The sequence below is a fragment of the Paraburkholderia caffeinilytica genome (assembly GCF_051027425.1).
Lineage (GTDB): Bacteria > Pseudomonadota > Gammaproteobacteria > Burkholderiales > Burkholderiaceae > Paraburkholderia > Paraburkholderia caffeinilytica_A.
On record NZ_CP186552.1, the window covers coordinates 3,532,224 to 3,554,411 of the forward strand.

General features: G+C 62.9%; 20 protein-coding genes and 1 tRNA gene. 6 read left to right on the top strand and 15 right to left on the bottom strand.

The window, feature by feature from the left end:
* Positions 1-8 precede the first annotated feature (8 nt).
* The 13 genes from ACOSV0_RS15565 to ACOSV0_RS15625 form a co-directional block, all read right to left on the bottom strand.
* On the bottom strand, positions 9-1,205 hold the full coding sequence (locus ACOSV0_RS15565; protein WP_434107042.1) for a beta-ketoacyl-[acyl-carrier-protein] synthase family protein: 1,197 nt from the start codon (positions 1,203-1,205) through the stop codon (positions 9-11).
* Positions 1,202-3,667 carry an MMPL family transporter gene (locus tag ACOSV0_RS15570; RefSeq protein ID WP_434107043.1) on the bottom strand — a complete coding sequence of 822 codons (2,466 nt, stop codon included), beginning with the start codon at positions 3,665-3,667 and terminating at the stop codon, positions 1,202-1,204. The genes ACOSV0_RS15565 and ACOSV0_RS15570 overlap by 4 nt, the downstream gene beginning before the upstream one ends.
* Positions 3,667-4,368, bottom strand: coding sequence for a LolA family protein (locus tag ACOSV0_RS15575; protein ID WP_434107044.1), 702 nt, complete (start codon positions 4,366-4,368; stop codon positions 3,667-3,669). The genes ACOSV0_RS15570 and ACOSV0_RS15575 overlap by 1 nt, the downstream gene beginning before the upstream one ends.
* Positions 4,356-4,787: an acyl-CoA thioesterase gene (locus tag ACOSV0_RS15580; RefSeq protein WP_434107046.1), complete on the bottom strand. Its 432-nt coding sequence runs from the start codon at positions 4,785-4,787 to the stop codon at positions 4,356-4,358. The genes ACOSV0_RS15575 and ACOSV0_RS15580 overlap by 13 nt, the downstream gene beginning before the upstream one ends.
* Positions 4,784-6,391, bottom strand: coding sequence for an HAL/PAL/TAL family ammonia-lyase (locus ACOSV0_RS15585; protein WP_434107047.1), 1,608 nt, complete (start codon positions 6,389-6,391; stop codon positions 4,784-4,786). The genes ACOSV0_RS15580 and ACOSV0_RS15585 overlap by 4 nt, the downstream gene beginning before the upstream one ends.
* The gene (locus ACOSV0_RS15590; protein ID WP_434110309.1) at positions 6,378-8,147 is read right to left on the bottom strand and encodes a glycosyltransferase family 2 protein; all 1,770 of its coding nucleotides are present in this window, start codon (positions 8,145-8,147) and stop codon (positions 6,378-6,380) included. The genes ACOSV0_RS15585 and ACOSV0_RS15590 overlap by 14 nt, the downstream gene beginning before the upstream one ends.
* On the bottom strand, positions 8,147-9,853 hold the full coding sequence (locus tag ACOSV0_RS15595) for an AMP-binding protein (RefSeq protein WP_434107048.1): 1,707 nt from the start codon (positions 9,851-9,853) through the stop codon (positions 8,147-8,149). Before ACOSV0_RS15595 ends, ACOSV0_RS15590 begins: the two co-directional genes overlap by 1 nt.
* Positions 9,850-10,512, bottom strand: coding sequence for a hypothetical protein (locus ACOSV0_RS15600; protein ID WP_434107049.1), 663 nt, complete (start codon positions 10,510-10,512; stop codon positions 9,850-9,852). Before ACOSV0_RS15600 ends, ACOSV0_RS15595 begins: the two co-directional genes overlap by 4 nt.
* Complete coding sequence (locus tag ACOSV0_RS15605; RefSeq protein WP_434107050.1) at positions 10,512-10,763, bottom strand: acyl carrier protein; 252 nt, start codon at positions 10,761-10,763, stop codon at positions 10,512-10,514. Before ACOSV0_RS15605 ends, ACOSV0_RS15600 begins: the two co-directional genes overlap by 1 nt.
* Positions 10,764-10,765: 2 nt before the next feature.
* Positions 10,766-11,065 (bottom strand): phosphopantetheine-binding protein, encoded by a 300-nt coding sequence (locus ACOSV0_RS15610; RefSeq protein WP_408222468.1) that lies wholly within the window; start codon positions 11,063-11,065, stop codon positions 10,766-10,768.
* Positions 11,040-11,834, bottom strand: coding sequence for a lysophospholipid acyltransferase family protein (locus ACOSV0_RS15615; protein ID WP_434107051.1), 795 nt, complete (start codon positions 11,832-11,834; stop codon positions 11,040-11,042). The genes ACOSV0_RS15610 and ACOSV0_RS15615 overlap by 26 nt, the downstream gene beginning before the upstream one ends.
* Positions 11,818-12,561: a beta-ketoacyl synthase chain length factor gene (locus ACOSV0_RS15620; RefSeq protein ID WP_434107052.1), complete on the bottom strand. Its 744-nt coding sequence runs from the start codon at positions 12,559-12,561 to the stop codon at positions 11,818-11,820. The genes ACOSV0_RS15615 and ACOSV0_RS15620 overlap by 17 nt, the downstream gene beginning before the upstream one ends.
* A gap of 664 nt (positions 12,562-13,225) precedes the next feature.
* On the bottom strand, positions 13,226-13,927 hold the full coding sequence (locus ACOSV0_RS15625) for a DUF4136 domain-containing protein (protein WP_434107053.1): 702 nt from the start codon (positions 13,925-13,927) through the stop codon (positions 13,226-13,228).
* Positions 13,928-14,143: 216 nt separating this feature from the next.
* Here ACOSV0_RS15625 and pepN point away from each other — a divergent pair, with 216 nt between their 5' ends.
* From pepN to ACOSV0_RS15650, 5 genes are all read left to right on the top strand, one after another.
* The gene (pepN, locus tag ACOSV0_RS15630; RefSeq protein WP_434107054.1) at positions 14,144-16,840 is read left to right on the top strand and encodes an aminopeptidase N; all 2,697 of its coding nucleotides are present in this window, start codon (positions 14,144-14,146) and stop codon (positions 16,838-16,840) included.
* Positions 16,841-17,048: 208 nt separating this feature from the next.
* The gene (locus ACOSV0_RS15635; RefSeq protein WP_434107055.1) at positions 17,049-17,330 is read left to right on the top strand and encodes a type II toxin-antitoxin system RelE/ParE family toxin; all 282 of its coding nucleotides are present in this window, start codon (positions 17,049-17,051) and stop codon (positions 17,328-17,330) included.
* A gap of 16 nt (positions 17,331-17,346) precedes the next feature.
* A complete protein-coding gene (locus ACOSV0_RS15640) occupies positions 17,347-17,778 on the top strand; it encodes a HigA family addiction module antitoxin (RefSeq protein ID WP_434107056.1) in 432 nt (143 codons plus the stop codon).
* A 143-nt stretch (positions 17,779-17,921) separates the two neighbouring features.
* Positions 17,922-18,938 carry a class 1 fructose-bisphosphatase gene (locus ACOSV0_RS15645; protein WP_434107057.1) on the top strand — a complete coding sequence of 339 codons (1,017 nt, stop codon included), beginning with the start codon at positions 17,922-17,924 and terminating at the stop codon, positions 18,936-18,938.
* Positions 18,939-18,993: 55 nt separating this feature from the next.
* A tRNA-Thr gene (locus tag ACOSV0_RS15650) sits at positions 18,994-19,069 on the top strand.
* A 200-nt stretch (positions 19,070-19,269) separates the two neighbouring features.
* On the opposite strand, the gene ACOSV0_RS15655 is transcribed toward ACOSV0_RS15650, so the two are convergent.
* Positions 19,270-19,470 (bottom strand): hypothetical protein, encoded by a 201-nt coding sequence (locus tag ACOSV0_RS15655; protein WP_434107058.1) that lies wholly within the window; start codon positions 19,468-19,470, stop codon positions 19,270-19,272.
* 158 nt (positions 19,471-19,628) lie between these two features.
* The gene (locus ACOSV0_RS15660; RefSeq protein ID WP_434107059.1) at positions 19,629-20,540 is read right to left on the bottom strand and encodes a LysR substrate-binding domain-containing protein; all 912 of its coding nucleotides are present in this window, start codon (positions 20,538-20,540) and stop codon (positions 19,629-19,631) included.
* 127 nt (positions 20,541-20,667) lie between these two features.
* On the opposite strand from ACOSV0_RS15660, the gene ACOSV0_RS15665 reads away from it, so the two are divergent.
* On the top strand, positions 20,668-21,783 hold the full coding sequence (locus tag ACOSV0_RS15665) for an aldo/keto reductase (RefSeq protein ID WP_434107060.1): 1,116 nt from the start codon (positions 20,668-20,670) through the stop codon (positions 21,781-21,783).
* Positions 21,784-22,188: the final 405 nt, after the last annotated feature.

The window sequence follows — 22,188 nt, forward strand, 5'->3', positions numbered from 1 at the left end:
CACGCGCGTCACCGTCCGAGGATCAGGCTGACATTGCTGCCGCCGAACGCAAACGAGTTGCTCATCACATACTGGGGCCCGGCGCCGCGTGACAGAAAGCGTTCGCGTTCGACCAGGTCCAGCACCGGCAAAGCGGGATCGGCCTCGCCGTCCCACAGATGACGCGGCAGCGGCACGGGTTGCGACCCGTTCGCGTGCGCCAGCGTCAACCAGGCAAAGGCGAGTTCGGTGGCGCCCGCGGCGCCGAGCAGGTGCCCGGTCAACGGCTTGGTGCCGCTCGTTGCCACGCCTTCGGGAAATACGCGCGCCATCAGCTTTGCTTCCATGTCGTCGTTCTTGCGCGTGGCGGTGGCGTGCAGATTCACGTAGCCGATCGCCTTGGATGCGATGCCCGCATCGGCCAACGCTGCGTCCAGAGCGAGTTCGCCGCCCACACCGAGCGGGTCGGGCGAGGAAATATGATGCGCGTCGCTCGATTCGCCGACACCCGCGAGTCTCACCTCCGCTTCGTCGCGGCTCATCAGGAATACGGCGGCGCCTTCGCCGACGTTGATCCCGCAACGATTGCGGCTCATTGGATTGGATCGCACACCGCTGGTCGATTCGAGCGATGCAAAACCCTGCACCGTCAACTCGCACAGCGAATCGACGCCACCCACCACCACGGCATCGCACAGTCGCAATTGCAGCAGCCGGCGTGCCGATGCAAAAGCCTTGGCGCTCGAGGTGCAAGCAGTCGAGATCGTGAACGCCGGGCCTTGCACGCCGAGCGCGGCGGCGGCAAACGGCGCGACGGTGCCGATCTCCATCTGCCGGTAATTGAAGTTGGCGGGCAGGTCACCCGCTTGCGCCTGATAGACGAACGCGGCCTCGGCCGCTTCGATGCCCGACGTGCTGGTGCCGAGCACCACGCCGATCCGATGCGCGCCGTAACGCTCGCGCGCTGCTTCGATAGCGGGCGAAATCTGCGCCAGTGCGGCCAGCAGCAAACGGTTATTGCGGCAGTCATAACGCGCAAGCGCGGCGGTGGGCGCCAGATCCAGCGGCGTAAGCACACTGCCCACAAACGCTTCGCCAATGCCCGTGTGCGCGTTCGCCATACCGGGTGCGTGAGCGGCGGCGAGCGCCGGAACGATTGCATCGAGGTTGCCGCCGAGCGCGTTGATCATGCCGAGCGCGTGCAAATAAACTGATGGCGCCTTCATGCGGCCCTCCTTGATTCCGATGGCATGCCGATCGGCGCCAGCAGCACCGATACGGCAATGCCGAGCGCGAGCGTGGCGCCGAAACTCTTCAGCGCAGGCATCGCACTCATGCCGAGCATGCCGAACGACAGCAGCGTGGTGGCCGCCGACAGCAGCACGCCGGTCCACACCGCGCCGAGATCGGCGTCCGCGCGCAAACAGCCTTCGCGCAGAAATACTGCATAGTTTGCGCCAACGCCGAGCACCAGCATCAGCGCGAGCCAGTTGAAAAGATTGAGCGGCACGCCGACGTAGCCGAACACTGCCAGCGTGACGCCGACCGCGAGCAACACCGGCAGCGTCACGGCGATGCCGCCGCGCACGCGGTAGCGCAATCCTTCAAGAGCATTTTCTCCGGGACCGGAGACTTCCTTGCGTCCATAGCGCAACATCAGCAGGACGAGCACGAGCGCCAGCGCACCGCCGAGCCACCAGCCGCTATCCACGCGATACGCACCGAACAGCTTCGACACGCTCGCCGCCTTGTCGACAAACACAACACCGGGCAGCGATTGCGCGGTGGCAATCAGCGTGGGTTCGTTCTGCGGCGTCACGCCTTGTGGAATCACGACGGCCGCATACGCTTTGGCAGCCGGATCGACTTCGCCCAGCCACAAGTGCCGGTACGGCTGCGACCACGGCGCGGCGAGCCATGTATCGACCGTGAGCGGCAGCTGCGGTTTCGCATACGCGGTGAGCCACGCATCGGCGACTTCGTCCTTAAAACCCGCCTGCAACAGCGTGGCGCGCAAAGCCGTGGGATCGTTGAACACGTGCTGTGCAAGCAACGCACGGTCTTCGCTCTGCTGTTTCACGGACGGCACGAATTGCGCCGCCGATTGATAACTGCCGACCTGGTTCGCCGTGCCGTTCAATCCATCCAGTTTCGCGCCCAATGCTTCGGCGCGTTGCAGCACGATCTCCGGCGTCTCGCCTCGCACCACAAAAAACTGCGCGCTGTTATCCACACCGACGGCCGCGCGCACCTTGTCTTCCTGCGCGACCAGTGAAGGATCGCGCTGAATCAACAGATGGATATCGTCGTCGCTCGTCAGGCGCAGCCAGCCGGGAATCGCGACGATCAGCAACAGCCCCGCGACGAACCATGCGCGCTTGCCGCCGATCGTGCGATGCCAGACCGTCAGCACGCGCGCCGCTCCGGCGAACAGGCGCTGTGGGCTGCGCTTCGGCGCGCGCGTGAGCAGCGCGGGCAACAACCACAGCACGGAGGCAAACGCCGTCGTAATGCCCGCAATCGCGAAGCACGCAATCTGCTTGAGCGCGGGGAACGGCACCCATGTGAGGATCGCGTAACCGAGCAGGCTGGTGGCAAGCGCAACCGTCAAGGCCGGCCGTACCGCGCTCGCACCACGGCGCGAGTCCCAATCGCGACCCGCGCCGAGATACACCACGAAATACTGGATCGAATAGTCGACCGCTTCGCCGATCAGGCTCGCGCCGAACACCAATGTCAGCAGATGCAGTTGGCCGAACACCAGCAGGGTCGCCGCGAGCGCGCAGACAATACCGAGCGCCGTCGAAACGAATCCGAGCAGCAAAAGGCGTGGCGAGCGAAACACCCACATCATCAGCAACGCAATGCCGCACAGCGACGCGACGCCGATTAGATGCACCTCACGCTCCGACGCGCTACGCGCCGATTCCGCGTAGAACACTGCGCCGGTTCTCGCCACCGAGACGTCGGGGAACGTTTGCTTCAACGCGCTCTCGCCTCGTGCGAGTGCGGCGAGCACGGCATGCTGCGTCTTCGATTCGTAGGCCGAGCCCGGCAGCGTGGCGACGATCAGCACACTCGTCGTTGCGCCGCGATGCGACACCAGCATGTTGTCTTCGAGTTCGAGATTCGTCGTGGCAAGCGGCAAACCACTCAGCCAATGTTCGAGCCAGCCGAACGGATCGTCGGCGAGTGGCGTGGTCAGGCCGGCGCGTAATGGACTGTAGATGCGCTGCGCGAGCGCATCGTGCAATATCGCACTTGAAGCATTGCTCTGCGCAAGTGTCGCGCGGTCAGCCGGCGCCAGCAAACCGAAGCGATATGGCATGTAGAGCGCCGCGATCTGCGACAGATCGAACGGCGGCAATTCCGCCGTCACTGTGCCGAATGCCCCGCTCTTCTGCAATGACGCGCCGAGTTGTTTCGCAGCCGCTTTCGCATGCGCATCATCGTTGCCGGTCACGAGAAAAACGGTACGGTCGCCAAGCGCGCTCGCCAGCGTATCGACCGCTTTTTCGGCGACCGGATCCGCTTCGGTAGCAGGGAGCAAAGCGAGCAGATTGGTTTGCAGCGGCGACGGTCCCGCGAAACGCCAGCCGCAATACAGCGCCGCGGCGAGCGCGAGCAGCAGCCACGCGGCGCGCATGCCCCACGCCTGTTTCGCGGACCGCTGTTGCAGCACCTGCATTACGGCGCTCCGAGCAAGCCGCGCTCGGCCGGCGTCGGTTCGGTCACAGTCGCGCTTTTCGCAAAGTCGAGATTGGTGACGTCGCCGTTCGCGAGCGTGATGCGCAAGCTTTGCAGATAGTCGCCGCCATTCATCTGCAAGGCTTTGATCGACTGCGCGATCTGCGGCTGGTTCGGCGTGAGTTGCATGCGCCACTGTGCGGCGCTGCCTTCGGCCGCTACGTCGAATTGCGAGTACAGCGCCGACAGATCGCCACCGAGCATCGCGCGCATCATCTTCGAAACCTGTGCGACGCCGCGTGTGCCCTGGGCACTGTGAGCCGTCACGCGCTGGCCGTTGGCGTTGACTTCGGCGACGCCCGCGTCGGTGATGACGTAGGTGGCTTTATAAGGTGTGTCGATCTGCCAGATCACGCCACGATCGCGGAAGAACAGCAGCGAGCCCGTGCTGACGAGCGACTGCTTCATCGCGGCGAGCGTTTGCGTCTGCGTGAATTGCGCGCGGACGCCTTTGGCTTGTGCGAGATGGGAGGCGATCTGCGAGACGAGTGCCGGGTTGCCGGCGCTCTGTGCGGTTTCTGCCGCAGACGCCGCTATCGGCCACGCTGCCACGCCTGATACGCCCAATGCGCTTATTACGCTTAGGGTACCTAGCGCGCCCAACGCGCGCGCCACCACACCGCGCAAGTTCATTGCCCCCATACGCGCTCCAGCTTTTCAAATACGACCGGCGGCGACACGAACTGCAATTCCTGGGTTGCGGCGTCGACCGCGACCTGAATCGTGTAGCCCTTCGTCAGCCGCGTGCCAGTTGCGCAATCGACAATTTCATAGCCTATTTTCAGGCGATTTTCGTGTTCGAGCAGTTGCGCGCGCACTTCGAGCAGTTGGCCGTAAGTGGCCGGACGCACATACTTCAGGTGCGCCTCGACGATCGGCCACAGGTAACCCGAGGCCTGCATCTCGCGATAGTCGTAATCGAAGATGCGCAGGAGCGCCGCGCGGCCGATCTCGAAGTACTTCAGATAGTTGCCGTGCCAGCACACATTCATCGCGTCGACGTCGTGAAACGGTACTTCGACCGTCGCGCTGGCTGTCAGTACTTTAGGGGAGTCGATCATGCGTGCGAGCCTCCGCGATAATCGGCCAGCAAATCGCACGCGGCGATGCGCGCGGTCAGCGCACGCAGATCGCTTTCGAGTGCGCGGTCTTCGTCGACGAACGGCGATTGTGCGCTCACGCTATCCATGAAGGTTTGCAGCGGCGCGGGAACCGGCGTGGCGCTATCGATCTTCAGGCGCAAATGCGCGGCTTGCACCGTCGCCAGCGTGTGCGCGGCGGCGACCTGCTCGGTCAACTCCAGCACGCGCAAACAATCGCGCGCGGCGATCGTGCCCATGCTGACCTTGTCCTGATTGTGCGCCTCGGTCGAACGCGAGAAGACGCTCGCCGGCATCGTGTTTTTCAATGCTTCGGCCGTCCATGCGGACGACGAAATCTGCACCGCCTTGAAACCGTGATTGATCGCGGCACGCGCGGGCGCGGCGCCCGACAGATTGCGCGGCAAGCCGTTGTTGAAATTCACGTCGACCAGAAGTGCAAGCTGCCGGTCCATCAGATCGGCAAGATTGGCGACCGCGACCTTCAGCGAATCCATCGCGAAGGCGATATGGCCGCCATAGAAGTTGCCGCCGTGCAGCACGCGTCCGTTGTCGGGATCGATCAGTGGGTTGTCGTTCGCGCTGTTCAGTTCGTTCTCGATGTCGCGGCGCACCCACGACAAGGCATCGCGCGCAACGCCGATTACGTGCGGCGCACAACGAATCGAATAACGGTCCTGCAGACGATGCCCCGGCGTATCTTCACGTCCGGTCAGATCGTCGCGAATCCACGCTGCCGCTTCTGCCTGGCCTGCGTGCGGCTTCACTTCGAATAGCATCGCGTCGAAGTGCGCGGCACGACCGTCGAGCGCCACGGTGGAGAGCGCCGTGAGACGTGCGGTGAGGCGCGTCAGATGATCGGCACGCGCGAACGCGAGACAGGCGAGGCCGGTCATTACCGCAGTGCCGTTCATCAGCGCGAGGCCTTCTTTCGGCGCGAGCGTCAATGGCTCGAGACCGAGTTCGGTCCAGACTTCACGCACGTTGCGCAGGGCGCCGCCGAACATCACGTCGCGTTCGCCGGCAAGCGCGGCGGCCACATACGAGAGCGGCGTCAGATCGCCGCTGGCGCCAACCGAGCCTTCCGACGGAATACGCGGCAACACGCGATGATTGATCAGATCGGCAAGACGTTCGAGCAACACAGGGCGCACGCCGGAAAAACCATAGGCCAGCGAGTTGAGCCGCGCGGCGATCACCGCGAGTGTTTGCGCGTCGTCGAGATGCTGGCCCATGCCGCAGCCGTGATAACGCGTCAGTTGCAAAGGCAACGCTTCGACGAGTTCCATCGGCACGTCGACTACGCACGCGTCGCCATAGCCGGTGTTGACGCCGTACACCGTTGCGCCCGACGCCAGATGCCGGCGCAGAAAATCCGCGCCGCGCTGAATACGCGCGCGCCACGCCGGATCGGCGCTCAACGCAACCGGCGCGCGGTGCTGCGCGATCGCGACGACTTCTTCGATCGTCAGCTTCCGGCCGCCGATCGTGACCGCAGCCGCGCTTTCGCGAATGTTCTCACTTGCACTGACGTACTGCGTTTCGATCAGATCATGTTCGGCCATTTGCGCCTCGCTTGGGGCTGGCCCAGAAATCGAAGAAATTGAACCATTGGTAAGGGGCCTTGCGGCAATAGTGTTCGAGGCGCGCCGCGTACCGTTGCGCCCACGCAGCCAGATGCTGCGCGCGCTCGCGGCGCGGCAACTCGATGCGCTCGGCAAAGGGCTCGAAATACAGACGATAACCGTCGTGTTCTTTCAGGCAGAAAAACAGATAGACCGGGCAACCCAGTGCATGAGCGAGCACGTAAGGGCCTTGTGCGAACGGCGCAGTCGAACCGAGAAATTGAGCCTCGGTCGTGCGGCCCGCTTCGTGTGCCGGCACGCGATCGCCGACGATCACCAGCAGCTCGCCCGCATCGACCCGCTCCTGCATCATCATCGCGGTCTCGGGTCCGAAGTCGCTGACTTCGAGCAGATGCCGCGCGAACTGGCTATTCGCTGACGCCAGCACGCTATTGAAGCGCCGCGCGTGTTCGGTGTAGACCACGGCAGTGACTTTCGCGTAAGCGCCTTGCGCGGCGAGCGCGCGGGTCATTTCCAGATTGCCGAGATGGGCGCCGATCACGAGCGCACCTTTGCCGCTCGCCACCAATGCTTCGAATGCCGAAGGATCTTCGAATTTGACGTCGGCGTTATTGACGCGGCCGGACCATGCCGCGAGCTTGTCGAAGCCCGATTGCGCGAACGCCAGCATATGACGATAGGCCGACATCCAGCCCGGACGCGGCGTATCGCCGTGCGGTGCGGCTTTACCGAGATGCGTGAAGTAGTTGCCCGACGCCTCGCGTGCGGCGCGGCCCGTCAGCAGAAAATACGCGACGATCGGATGCAACCAGAGCGCGGTGAAACGGCGGCCGAACAGCTTGCAACTGAGCGCGAGCAACGACATGCCCAGATGGCTGCCGCGTTCGGCGATCCGCCACCAGTCCTGCGGGCTCTGTGCGCTTTGTTCCGCCTGTTTGTCAGGTTCGCCAGGTTCGCGCGGCCTGGCCGGTTCGCTTGCGATCGCCGAGCGGCGTGGCATCACCTTATGCGCGAGCAGCATCGGCAAACGCCACAGCATGCCGAACACGAGCCGCGTATGGCTGCGGCTGATGCGCACGTTGTCCCACAGTACGTCGAAATGCGACACGCCATCCGTTGCATAGGTGACGCGCGTCGGAATCGAACGGAACACCGCGCGCCGCCAATGCAGACGCACGAGAATTTCGATGTCGAAGTCCATGCGCGTCGGCAGTTGCACGCTGTCGATCAGTTCACAAGCCAGCGCGAGCGGATAGAGGCGGAAGCCGCACATCGAATCGCGAATCGTCAGCGAAAGCGTTTCGATCCATACCCACACATGCGTCAGATAACGGCCGTAGAGGCGCGATTTCGGCACGCTCTCGTCGTAGACCGGACGGCCGAGAATCACCGCGCCCGGTTCGGCCCGGGCCGCTTCGATGAAACGCGGCACGTCGCTCGCGTCGTGCTGGCCGTCGGCATCGATCTGCAGAGCATGCGTGTAGCCCGCAGCGCGTGCGGCGCGCAGTCCCGCCATCACAGCCGCGCCCTTCCCGCCGTTGATGGGCAAACGCAGCAGCGTGAGCTGCCCCGCGTATTGTTGCGCCAGCGCGGCGAGCACCTGCTGGGTCGGCTCATCGCTGCCGTCGTCGACGACAAAGATCGGCAAGCCGTGCACCGCGAGATGGGCGACGGTCGCGCCGATCGCGTCCTTGTGGTTGTAAATCGGAATGACGATGCACGGGGCGAAGCTCATCATGCAGGCTCCCGATACACGATCACGCCGGATGCGCATTCACGTCCGCTCAGCCGGTATGCGAACTGCACTCGCCTACGCGCGGCGTCGTGCGCGAGCGTGAGATTCAGCACCGCGCCCGGCGACACCGGCGCCATGAACTTGAGACGGTCGATGGATGCCAGCGCGCTCACGGCCGGCACGTGTTCGGCGGCCAGACGCATCGCCCAGTGCACCTGAACGACGCCCGGCAGAATCGGCAGACCGGGAAAGTGGCCGGCGAAATGCACAAGTGTCGGTGGCACGCGCAGTTCGAAATGCAGCGTGTCGGCGCTGCGCGCTTCGGCGAGCACTTCCACACCGTCCGCGCGCGGCTCGAAAGCCGCCGCGACGGCCGACGCCGGCAGCTTGCCGCGTGCGTCGAACGGCAACGTGAGGCGAAAACGCCAATGACGCGGCAGCACCACTGCGTCGAAATACGCAGCGAGATGGCGACGCAGCGTTTGCGCGAGAGACACGCGGCCTTCTTCGCGCAGTGCTTCGCTGCCCGCTTCAGTCAGCGCCACCACGGCGCCGACACGCTCGCGCGACGCGCCTTCCAGCGGCACGATCGCCGCTTGCGCGACATACGGATGCAGCGCGAGACGCGCTTCGAGTTCCGGCAGCGACACACGCTTGCCGTCCAGTTTGAGCACGCGATCGAGGCGGCCTTGCAGACGGAAACGGCCGTCGGCATCGAAAGCAATTTTGTCGTCGGTGCGATGCCAGCCGGTGTGGTCGAGATGCGGCGAGCGAACGTTCAGCGCGCCCTCTTCGTCGCGGCGTACGTCAACGCCGCCCACCGGTTGCCATGCATCGGTCTGGTCCTGGCGACGCCACGCGATGCCGCCGGTTTCCGTGCTGCCGTAGATTTCGAGCGGCGCGGCGCCATAAGCGGCGGCGTATTCGCGCGCGGCTTCCGCAGCCAGCGGGCCACCTGAAGAAAAGAATGCGCGCGGCACCGGCGTCAACGCGGCGAAACCCGGCAATGCGGGCCAACGCGACAATTGCGCGGGCGTCGAGACGACCACCGCCGCGCCGCATTGCTCGATCTGCGTTTGTAAATGCAAAGGCTCGATACTGATCGCGCGATCGAACGCGCGGCCCGCGGCGAGCGGCCACAACACGCGGAATAGCAGACCGTAGATGTGATGATGCGGCACGCTCGCGAGCATGGTCGCATCGCCGATCAGCGCGCCCCACTGCTTTTCTAGCGTATGTACTTCAGCGTTGAATTGCGCGAGGGTTTTGCGGATCGGCTTTGGCGTGCCGCTGCTGCCCGAGGTGTAGAGCGTCAACGGGGCTTGCGGATCGATCGCGTGCGCAGCGCCTCGCGTGTGTGCGGCATCGGCATCGGCACCTCGCGCAACAGGCGGCAGGTCGGCGTCGGTCAGCACGGCGTCGTACGCGTTCGCAAGATCGGCGAGATAGCCCGGTGTCGCATTGGCCGGAATCACCGGCTCCTTGCCGCACGCGAACAATGCGAACAGCGCACAGGCGAAGTCGAACGGATCGTCGATACACAACGCGTAGCGTCGTGCGGCTTGCGGTTGCACCAACGAGACCAGCGTCGAGACACGCGCGCGAAACGCGGCGCGATCGAGCACCGTCGCGCCGTCGCGGCATACCGGCGCATTCACGACGGAAGCCTCATGGCCCGCCGACAGCAGATCATGCAACGCGATCATGCCGCCTCCGAACGCGCGGCTCGCGGCAGCACCACCAGATAACGCCAGATGACCTCGGCCACCAGCAGCACGCCGATCAATCCGTAAGCGATCGCGCCGTTATAGAGCGACCAGCTTGCACGGCTCCAGTACAGCGCCGTATAAGCGGAAAACGCGCCGTTCAGCGCGAAGAATACGCACCACACCTGGGTCACGCGCCGCGTATGGCGCACGGCGCCCGGCGGCAGATTCGGATTGCCCAGTCGTGCGAATTTTTCGATCATCGACGGCCCGCGCACGAGCGTCGCGCCGAACGCGATCAACAGGCCCAGATTGACGAGCGACGGATAGAGGCGCAACAGCAGCTCGCTGTTGGTGAAGACGATCGCAGCCGAGGCGCAGCTCAACAGGCCGACCACGGTCCAATCGATCGAGGAGAGCCGGCGCAGCGAGGTCGCGACCGGACCACTGCCGGCCCAGCGCTGCAGCCACAAGATCGCAAACAGCATGCAACCGACGTAGCGCGGCGTGTCCCAGCGCCAGGCACACAAAATCAACGCGGGATACGCGAGTTTCAGCAGGACCTGCAGCACTGTTTTGGCCCAATGGCGCTCAACGCCGGACGATGCCCCGGCGGGCTGGCTCGCCGCCGCTTGCATTCGCGAGCGCACGGATGGCATCAGCCTTGTGCCGCCAGCAGGGATTCGACTGCACCGATCACATCGCCGACCGTGCGCACCGACTTGAATTCCTCCGGCTTGATGCGGCGGCCGGTCATTTCCTGCAGTTTGATCGCGAGGTCGACGGCGTCGATGCTGTCGAGATCGAGTTCTTCGAAGAGATGCGCAGCGGGCGTCACGCGCTCCGGCTCGATCGCGAAGTTCTCTTTGAAGATGGCGCGGATGCGTTCAAGAATCTCTGCCTCGGACACGATTAATCCCCTTTTTTTGTGGTTTCGTTCACAGCATGCGCCGTTTCGCGTTGACTCGCGACCAGTGCGGCCAGCGTGCTGATCGAGCGGAAATGTTCACGGGTGCGTTCGTCGTTCGCCGCGATGGTCAGTTGGTATTGTTTGCGCAGCACGATACCGATCTCGAGCGCGTCGATCGAGTCGAGGCCAATGCCGTCGGTATCGAACAATGGTGCGTCGTCGTCGATATCGGCCGGACTCAGGTCTTCCAGATCGAGGGCCTCGATCAGAAGCTGTTTAATTTCCAGTTTTAAAGAATCCATAATCGAACAGGTGCTGAGTAATGTGTGCTTCGATGGCGCTGGTCACGCTGCGCGCCGCGAGAGACGGAGTAGTGTCGTGAGCCGCGAGTTGCTCGACGCCAAGCGGCTCGAGCACGTTCACGCGGATCCGGAAAGCACGCGCCGGCACGTCGTACCAGCGCATCTGCTTGGTGAACGCCGGCGGATCGCAATCCATCAACACCGGCACGATCGGCGCACCGACCTTCAACGCCATGTGCGCGAAACCGCGCGAGAACGCGTGCAATCGGTTCGGCGCGGGGCTGCGCGTGCCTTCCGGGAAAATAATCATCGTGTAGCCTGCAGCGAGCTGCCGCGCGCCGGCTTCGACGAGCTCCGAGGGGTCCGCATTACTCACATATTCCGCCGAGCGCACGATTCCCCAGAAACACGGGTTGCCCCAGTGCGCGTTTTTCACCACGCAACAGGCACGCGGCGTGAGCGAAAGCAGCACCATCACGTCCAGGTACGTCGGGTGATTGGCGACCACGATCGCCGGGCCGCCGGCTCGCAATGCCTGCGTGCCCGACACCTCGAGTTCCATCACGCCGATACGCCGCAACACCGCGACCAGCGCGCGGAAAAACCAGTGAATCACGGTCGTCACCATGCGCTGACGCGACGCCGGATGCGGCCACAACCAGGCGAACGGGAACACCAGCACGGAAAACAGCACGCCGCAGACGCCGAACACCACGAAGGCCATGCCTGTCGCACAGAACCGCCAGAGGTAATTAAATCGCGCGATCATGCAGCCTCCAATGCCAGGCGGCGCCGGCACTTTGCCAGACGGCGGGCTGGCCCGTTTCCAGGCAGTGCTGCAGCGCCTGGCTCTGGCTCGCGAAACTTTCCTCCGTGCCTGACTCGCTTTCCTCATCTGTGTGGCTGGCTCCCTGCGCGGCCTCTGCTGTCTCCGGCTCACCTGCGCCGGACAAGGTGCAAACCAGTTGCCCCGCGGTCGCGTCACCGTTCAGCAGGATCGCAATCGCGCCGCCCTGCACTTCGTCTTCAATCGTGCCGTACGCCGGATCGGCGGGTTCATCAGCGTACACCAGCAAAACCGGTGCGCCAGGCTCTGTTGCGTATTGCGCGTACGCTTCCAGCAGCGCGTAGCCGAGCGTCTCGGCGCCGGCCGAGATCGCGCTGGCAGCGGAACGGTCGCCGCGCGCGATGCCGAACACGCCGGTCATTGCGTTCAGTACCGACAGGCTGAAAGAGGTGGGCGAGACCGGTTCGCCTGCGCTGATGGTGCGCAAGATGTCCGTAGTGCGCCGCAATTCGCCGTGACGCGAAGCGAACACGACCCGGACCTCGTCTTGCGCCACGCAATCGTGCGCGACCTTCAGGGCAACTCTGGACAAAGTGCTCAGGCGACGCCGTACGATCGGCTCGATGAAGCCGATGTCGGGTGCGGCAGTTGCGGCAGCAGGCCAGCTAGACCAGCGAGCGACCGGAATGGTCCAGTGCAGATCGGGCATATCGGTGTTCGCGCGTAGAAGCGAGGAGAGGCTGAGAGCGCCTGACGGAATACGTTGCCGTCACAAGCATACGCGCCGCGCGGAACGGCAATCTCCAGCCGGGGGGTCAATCCAATCTTCTTATAGGGTTCAGCGATTTAACGGCACTTGGCCCCGATTATTTAGGTGCCTTTGCCAATTAATCTGATGGATTGGCTCAGGCTCCCTATGGTCGCCGGAATCATACTGAATATTGTGGATTAAATCAGCCACAAAAGACGTATCCATCTGTATCCGTATCGCTTGTGCGACGGATTCCTGGACAACGTCAAGTTGCAGGCCCGGCGGCGCTTGCGGAGCGCTTGATCGGCCCGCAAAGCCACTCGCAGCGAGCTTCGCCGCGCAACTGGACGCTAATGGCGTCCGCCAATGTCCGCGCATTCTTTCATTTAACTTTCGAAATAGGTGTTTCGTTTCGGAACACTTCAACGCTTTGAACGCTATGCGCGGCGTGATTTGCCGCGTGTCGTTCAAACCCCACGCGCGACTTACGGGTACTTACCGCCACGCGATTTCCGGCAGGCGGCGGTCACGCTCTGCTCGCAAAAAAAACGGCCCGGCAGGAATAACCTGCCGGGCCGTTTTTTGTTGCGCCGCAGCGGACGCCATTGCTTGCGCCGCCCGCTTACTGCACGGCCTTCGCGCTCGACGCTGCCGCCGGCGCTGCCGCGGAGCCCGTTGTAGCGACCTCGTTCGACACGCCGCCGTTCTTGTCGACGGGAATCTTCACCGTATGGACCACGCCGTTGCCGAGCGGGAAATCGGCCAACGCGCTGCGCGCCAGATACGGCATGGCTCTCACCAGCGACGACTCGCCACCCGAGTTGCGCGCCGTCACGTTGTAGACCTCCTTGCCGCCAACACGCTCGGTGATCCGCACGCCGAGCAGGTGCGTGAAAATCGGGTAGCTCTGATTCACGTATGCGGTCGGATACGGACCCCATGGGCCCCACGGCCCCCACGGATCGAACGGCCGGCCCCAGTACGGCGCCGGCCAGGGGTTGTAATACACCGGCTGCGCGACCGTCACCATGTCCGAGCGAATCCCGTACGACAGTCCGACCAGATAGCGCGCCTGGGACGTGTCGACCTGACGGAACGCATGCGTGGCAAGTTCGTTGGCGACCAGGCGCTCGTAGGTGGTGAGTTCGAGATTGTTCTGCTGATCCGCCGCCCGCGTAAAGGCATAGGTACGGCTAGCGTCATTGCCGCTCCAGTCGGAGAATGCCGTGACCTGGGTGGTCACGTAGGTCGTGCAGCCGGACAGCAGCACCGTCAGCGTGGCCAGCAGCAGCGTAGCGCGGCGGGTCCATCGATCGAGTTTCATGGTCTACCTCGTGTTGCCTGTTATCGCCAGTCTTGACCGGGTTGGTTTGCGCGCATGCTTTGCTGCGCGCGGCGCGCCCGATAATACGCTGACCTGGCGATTCGGTAAAAAGTTCGCTCCGCACGATCCGCCGAGCCTTTGTACAATGGCTCGACAAGCCCGGCTCGCGCGCCATAAGCACGCGTGACGGCTCGAGTCCCATCACTACAGAACGCCATGGCCGATACCGCAACGCCCAATGTGATCCGCCGCGCCGATTACGCGCCGCCCGCCTTCCTGATCGACACCGTCGTACTGGAGTTCGATCTGATCCCCGAACGCACCGTCGTCAGGAACACGATGCGGGTGCGCCGCAACCCGGACGCATCCCGAGCGTCGAATTTCGAACTGATGGGCGAACAACTCGAGTTCGTCAGCGCCACGATCGACGGCGCCCCGTTCGCCCACGCGCATGCGCACGAACACGGCCTCACGCTCGACAACGTGCCGGATAACTTCGAGCTCACGCTGACCAGCATCTGCAATCCTGCGGAAAACACCACGCTGTCGGGCCTGTATGTGTCGGGCGGCAACTTCTTCACCCAGTGCGAGGCCGAGGGCTTTCGCCGCATCACCTATTTCCTCGACCGCCCCGATGTGATGGCGACCTTCACGGTCACGCTGCGCGCCAGCAAGACGGATTACCCGGTGCTGCTGTCGAACGGCAATCTGCTCGAAGAAGGCGATCTGCCGGACGGCCGCCACTTCGCCCGCTGGGAAGATCCGTTCAGGAAGCCGAGCTATCTGTTCGCGCTGGTCGCGGGCAAGCTGGTCGCGCTCGAAGAACGCGTGAAAAGCGGCTCGGGCAAGGAGAAGCTGCTGCAGGTGTGGGTCGAACCGCACGATCTCGACAAGACGCAGCATGCGATGGATTCGCTGAAGCATTCGATCCGCTGGGACGAAGAACGCTTCGGGCTGGAACTGGATCTGGACCGCTTCATGATCGTCGCCGTGAGCGACTTCAACATGGGCGCGATGGAGAACAAGGGGCTCAACATCTTCAACACGAAATACGTGCTGGCGAACCCCGAAACGGCAACGGACACCGACTTCGCGAACATCGAGGCGGTGGTCGGCCACGAGTACTTCCATAACTGGACCGGCAACCGCGTGACGTGCCGCGACTGGTTCCAGCTGAGCCTGAAAGAAGGCCTGACGGTGTTCCGCGATCAGGAGTTCTCGGCCGACATGGCCGGCGGTGCGACAGACGAAGCCGCGCGCGCCACCAAACGCATCGAAGACGTGCGCGTGCTGCGCCAGATGCAGTTTGCCGAAGACGCGGGGCCGATGGCGCATCCGGTGCGCCCGGAAAGCTACGTCGAAATCAACAACTTCTACACGATGACGGTCTACGAGAAAGGCTCCGAAGTCGTGCGGATGTATCAGACGCTGTTCGGCCGCGACGGCTTCCGCAAGGGCATGGACCTGTACTTCAAGCGTCACGACGGCCAGGCCGTGACCTGCGACGACTTCCGTCACGCGCTCGCCGATGCGAACGGGCGCGACCTCGCGCAATTCGAGCGCTGGTACAGCCAGGCCGGCACGCCGCGCGTCTCGGTGCATACGAAGTACGACGCCACGCAGCAACGCTACAGCGTGACGCTCACGCAAGGCTATGGCGAAGCTGCGCCGGCCGCGCGCGAAACGCAAAAAGGCCCACTGCTGATTCCGTTCGCGATCGGTCTGATCGGCAAGGACGGCCGTGATCTGCCACTGCAACTGGAAGGCGAAACCAGGCCTTCGGACTCCACGACCCGTGTGCTGGAATTTACGCAGGCCGAACAAACCTTCACGTTTGTCAACGTCGCGCAGGAACCGTTGCCCTCGCTGCTACGCAATTTCTCCGCGCCGGTGATCGTCGAATACGACTATTCGGTCGACGAGCTTGCGTTCCTGCTTGCGCACGACAGCGACCCGTTCAACCGCTGGGAAGCCGGCCAGCGGCTCGCCACGCGCGAGCTGTTGACGCTCGCAGGACGCGCTGCCACGGGCGTGCCGCTGCAGTTCGACGACTCGGTGGTCGCCGCGTTCGCCCGCGTGCTGACCGACGAAACGCTCTCGCCCGCTTTCCGCGAACTGGCGCTGATGCTGCCGTCGGAAGCGTATCTGGCTGAACAGATGGCCGAATCGAACCCGGCTGCCGTCCATGCCGCACGGCAATTCGTGCGCAAGCGCCTCGCGAACGCGCTCAGGAAAGACTGGCTCGCCGTGTACGAAAAGCACCGCACGCCGGGCACCTATGAGGCGACGCCGGAGGCTTCCGGTCATCGCGCGTTGAAGAACCTCGCGTTGTCGTATCTCGCGGAACTGGACGATCCGGCTGAAGCCGTGCGTCTTGCATCCGCGCAATACGACTCCGCCAACAACATGACCGACCGCTCGGCGGCGCTCTCGGCTTTGCTCAATGCGTCCGCGGCGAATGGCGGCAGCGTGGAGGCGCAGCAGGCACTGGACGACTTCTATCGGCGCTTCGAAAAGGAACCGCTCGTCATCGACAAGTGGTTTGCCTTGCAGGCCACGCAACGCGGCAGCGCGCAGCGTCCGGTGATCGAGATCGTGCGCAAGCTGATGACGCATCCGGCATTCAACCTGAAGAACCCGAACCGCGCACGCTCGCTGATTTTCAGTTTCTGTGCGGCGAACCCCGCGCAGTTCCACGCCGAAGACGGCTCGGGCTACGCGTTCTGGGCCGAGCAGGTGATCGCGCTCGACGCCATCAATCCGCAAGTGGCCGCCCGCCTCGCCCGCTCGCTGGAACTGTGGCGCCGCTTTACGCCGACGCTGCGCGACGGCATGCGCGCGGCGCTGGAGAAAGTGGCGGCGCAGGTGAAATCGCGCGACGTACGCGAGATCGTGGAGAAAGCGTTGGCGTGATGCTCATCTGAAAGCGCTTCGTATATCGAAAAGCCAGCACGTGTTGCCGGCTTTTTTTCGTCCTGAATTTCACCGTCCGTTTCGCCATGGAGCGACATGCGGATGTCAAGGTTAGCCATCCGGACGACTGTTCGTACCGGTCCGGCAGGGTGAAAGTAAACGTACTCATTTAACGGTTTACGTTTAACGCTACGCGTTATATCATCCCATGATCACGACATTCGGCGACAAGGCTACGGCGGCAATCTTTCAGGGCAAGTTCGTGCATTCACTGCCGCTTCACATGCAGGCGCTCGCACGCCGCAAGCTGCTCATGATCGATGCCGCCGGATCCATCCGCAACCTGCATGCGCCGCCTGGCAACCGGCTCGAATCCTTGCAAGGGCAGCGCAGCGGGCAGTGGAGCATTCGAATCAATGCGCAGTGGCGCATCTGTTTTCATTTTGTCGACGGAGAGGCACTGAATGTCGAAATTGTCGACTATCACTGATTATTGGGAGACCGGCATGGTCATCAAACGCTCAGATCTGGGCAGCACCAATTTCTCCGGTATCGAGACTGGCGAAAACATCCCGGAGATTCATCCGGGGGAAATTCTGCGGTGCGAGTTCCTCGAGCCGCTCGGCATGTCCGTCAATGCGCTCGCGCTTGCGCTGCGCGTACCGGCGCCGCGCATCAACGACATCGTGCGTGGCAAGCGCGCCATTTCGGCCGACACCGCGCTGCGGCTCGAACGCTACTTTGGCGCCAGTGCGCCGTTCTGGCTGAATCTGCAGATCGCCTACGACCTGCGCGTCGCCACGGCGGCAGCCGGCGAACAGATCGAACGCGAGATCGAGCCGATGCCCAAGGCGAACCGGCCGAAAATGCCGAAAATTCCAGCGGAACACGCCCGTGCCGCGGCGCTTGCCGCCCGTCTGGCCGGCAAGTCACGGTGATCGAGGCTCGCCGCAAAGCCTGAATTTCATGGGCCTTTACAGCACTCAGCATGCCGAACGCACACCCTTCCGTCTCAAAAGCACGGAACCGACACAGCGAGCGGTTAAAATCGAGACATTCCTCAAGCCCCCGGAGTACAGCAATGGCTTTGCAACGTCGTACCACTCTCACGAAGTACCTGATCGAGCAGCAGCGCGAGACCAACAACCTGCCGGCCGACCTGCGCCTTTTGATCGAAGTCGTCGCGCGCGCGTGCAAGGCGATCAGCTACCACGTCAGCAAGGGCGCGCTGGGCGACGCGCTCGGCACGGCGGGCAGCGAGAATGTCCAGGGTGAAGTGCAGAAGAAACTCGACATCCTGTCGAACGAAATCCTGCTCGAAGCAAATGAATGGGGCGGCAACCTGGCGGGCATGGCCTCCGAGGAAATGGAGCAGTTCTTCCCGATCCCGGCCAACTACCCGAAGGGCGAATACCTGCTGGTGTTCGATCCGCTCGACGGCTCCTCGAACATCGACGTCAATGTGTCGATCGGCACGATCTTCTCGGTGCTGCGCTGCCCGGACGGCAAGCAACCCACCGAACAGTCGTTCCTGCAACCCGGCACGCAGCAGGTTGCCGCAGGTTATGCGGTGTACGGCCCGCAAACCGTGCTGGTGCTGACCACCGGCAACGGCGTGAACTGCTTCACGCTCGACCGCGAACTGGGTTCGTGGGTGCTCACGCAAAGCGATATGCGCATTCCGGTGGAAACGCGTGAATACGCGATCAACGCTTCCAACGAACGCCACTGGTACCCGCCGGTCGAGAAATACATCGGCGAATTGAAGGCCGGCAAAGACGGTTCGCGCCAGAGCGACTTCAACATGCGCTGGATCGCGTCGATGGTGGCCGACGTGCACCGCATTCTGAACCGCGGCGGCGTCTTCATGTATCCGGCTGACAAGCGCACGCCGGACAAGCCGGGCAAGCTTCGCCTGATGTACGAAGCGAACCCGATGGCGTTCATCGTCGAGCAGGCAGGCGGCGCCGCGACCAACGGCGAGAAGCGTATTCTGGACATCCAGCCGAAGAGCCTGCACGAGCGTGTGGCGGTGTTCCTCGGTTCGAAGAACGAAGTGGACCGCGTTACCCGCTACCATCTCGAAACAAAAAAGTAATTCCAGGGGCTTGCCAAGTTCCTGAAGAAGTCCCTATAATCTCGTTTCTCCTGATGCCGGAATAGCTCAGACGGTAGAGCAGCGCATTCGTAATGCGAAGGTCGGGGGTTCGATTCCTCTTTCCGGCACCACAAGATTCAAGCAAAAAGCCCAGTCTTCGGACTGGGCTTTTTGCTTTCTATTGCTCTTTCTGTTGCTACCTGCTTTTGCTATTCGCTGCGCCTGTTTTCTGAAACCCGCGGAGGCACAATTTACCCCCGGTCGCGGTCAACGCCGACTGACGTGGCTTCAATACCGTCCGCCGGCACTAAGCAACCAGGACGGCCTCGTCTCAATCGCCGAAATCCAATCGATCGAATCGTGCGGTCACGCCGAGATTGCGAACCACCACAGCATCTTCAGCGATCACGTTCCCAGCCGGCTTCTTGCCATATGCCAACATCGCTTCCTGAGGCGCTGACGCAAACCACAGGATCCTGCCGGCACACTCGATTCCGACCTGACGTCCTTTCCAATAGACAGCGTTTTCCATGACGAACTCTCAGAAGGGCTAACGCAGCCATCTTCCGCGGCACACCTGGCGCTTCCGTTATCCACCGCACCGTGCGTCGCAGATAGCTTCTTCAATGATATGCGGCGGCTCGCGCATTGACCGGCCTGGCATCAAATGACGATGTTTTGGCGTGATATCTACCGGACTCCGCGCTTCTCCTTCAGAAAATCGATCAGCGCGCGCAACTTGAACGGCATCTGCGCACGACTTGTCGTGTACAGATAAAAACCCGGAAAGCTCGGGCACCACGCGTCGAGCACACGCACCAACCGGCCGTCTTCGAGTTGTTCGCGCACGTAATCGTCGATCACGTGCAGGAGACCCACGCCCTGCTCCGCCGCCCGCACCATCGTGCGCAGATCGTTGGTGACGAGACTTCCGCGGGTCTCGACTTCGAAAACGCGTTGCGGATCGTCGGGCGGTGCGAACTCCCATCGATAAATGCCGCCGCTGGTCGAGAAGCGGTAGCGCAGGCAATCGTGAGCAGCGAGATCGGCGGGCGTCGCCGGTGCCGGATAGCGTTCGAAGTATGCCGGCGAGCCGGCTACGACAATGCGGATGTCTCCGCCCAGCGGCACCGCGACCATGTCTTGCGCCACCCGTTCGCCAAGCCGGATGCCCGCGTCGAAACCTTCGCCGACCACATCGGCGAAACCATCGTCGAGTGTCAGGTCAAGACGGATCTGCGGATAGCGGCGCGTGAACTCGGCCAGATGCGGCAGCACCAGCAACTCGCTCGCGACCCTCGGCAAATTAATACGCAGCGTACCGGAAGGCTGGTCGCGGGTTTCATCGAGCGCCTCGAAGGCCGCCTCCAGATCCCCCAGTGCAGGCAGCACGCGCGCGAGAAACTGCGCGCCGGCTTCCGTCAGGGCAACCCGCCGCGTGGTCCGGTTGAACAAGCGCACGTTCAGTTGCGCCTCGAGCGAGCGAATACTTTGCGAGAGCGCCGACGCCGTCACACCGTTTTCAGCGGCCGCGTGTGTGAAGCTGCCGTGGCGCGCCACGCACGCGAACGCCATCAACGCCGGCAACTGGGCTGGGTCCATCGCGATCTCCATTATTAAGCCAGACTTCATAATCCTTGCAGACAGACGGCATTTTTCCAAGGAAAAAATCGGCGCACGATAACTCCATCGCTTCAATTCTTCCCGCCTGACATTCAAGGAGACTGATATGACGATGGACCGCTACAACCTGCTCGGCCGCTCGGGCCTTCGCGTGAGCCCGATCGCACTCGGCACGATGACCTTCGGCACCGAATGGGGCTGGGGCGCCGATGAACAATCGGCGCAACGCCTGTTCGATCTCTACGTGGATGCCGGCGGCAACTTTATCGATACCGCCGATCTGTACACCGAAGGCACCAGCGAAAAATGGCTCGGCAAATTCGTTGCGGCGCGCGGGTTGCGCGACCGGGTCGTGATCGCCACCAAGTACGGCTACAACGCCGAGACCGGCAATCCGAACGCGGGCGGCAACCATCGCAAGAATTTGCTGCGTGCGCTCGATAGCTCGCTCAAACGTCTGGGCACCGACTACATCGACCTGTACTACCTGCACACGTGGGATCGCGTCACGCCGGTCGACGAAGTGATGCGCGCGATGGACGACGCGGTGCGCGCGGGCAAGATCCGCTATGTCGGCCTGTCGGATACGCCCGCGTGGTTCGCCGGGCGCGCGCAGACGCTTGCCGACTGGCGCGGCTTCGAACCGGTTGCGGCGATGCAGCTCGAATACTCGATGATCGAGCGCAACGCCGAAAACGAGTTCGCCGATCTCGCCGCCAATCTGGGCATGGGCCTTGTGCCCTGGAGTCCGCTGGGTATGGGGATGCTGTCGGGCAAATACCGTCCTTCGCAGGGCGCGGCGGCGAATCCAATTTCCGGCGACGGGCGCCTCGCGAGCGTGGCCAGTGCGCCACCGCCGGGATTCGACAAGCTGACCGAGCGCAATTTCCGGATTGTCGCGGAACTCGAGGCCGTTGCGGATCTTGCCGGGCGGCCGATGGCGCAAGTCGCACTGAACTGGCTGCACCAGAAGCGCGGCGTGTCGAGCATCATTGTCGGCGCAACCCGTCCGGAACAGCTGCAGGAGTCGCTCGGCTCGCTCGATTTCACGCTCGCGCCGGAGTTGATCGCACGGCTCGACGCCGTCTCCGAACCTGCCCGTCCGTTCCCGTACTACATGTTTGCCGACGGTCATCAAGCGCGGATTCACGGACAAGTCGAAGTCGCCGACAAACCCGCGGCCTACTCCACTCCCGTGAAAATTCCGGCGCCTAACGCGTAAAAATCGCCTGCTGCAAGCGCCGCGCTTCGTCCAGAGCGCGGCGCTTTTTTATCTGCGAAAAATATTTCGAAAAGTATTCTCGGTCGTCAACGAAGTCGCGCAATCGTTCGTTTACAAATAATTGAGGGGCTGAATGAACGCACTGAATCAATCGGTAATTAACGAACGTTCGGCCTAACGCAGGAGAAAATCCTGCTGATGCGGCAGTGCACAAAAAATCACTGTGATGGGTTCATATCGACACCAATGAACAGGCAGCGCTGTGATGCAACGGAGATAATCCGCAGAGGTAAGCGGGGCAAGGCTGGGAAGGGAACGGCGGGGATATCGGACTGTTTTTGATTGGCTGCGGCGCATTCAATTGCGCACAGTCAATCGATAAATTCTATTCAAACATTCTGCTCC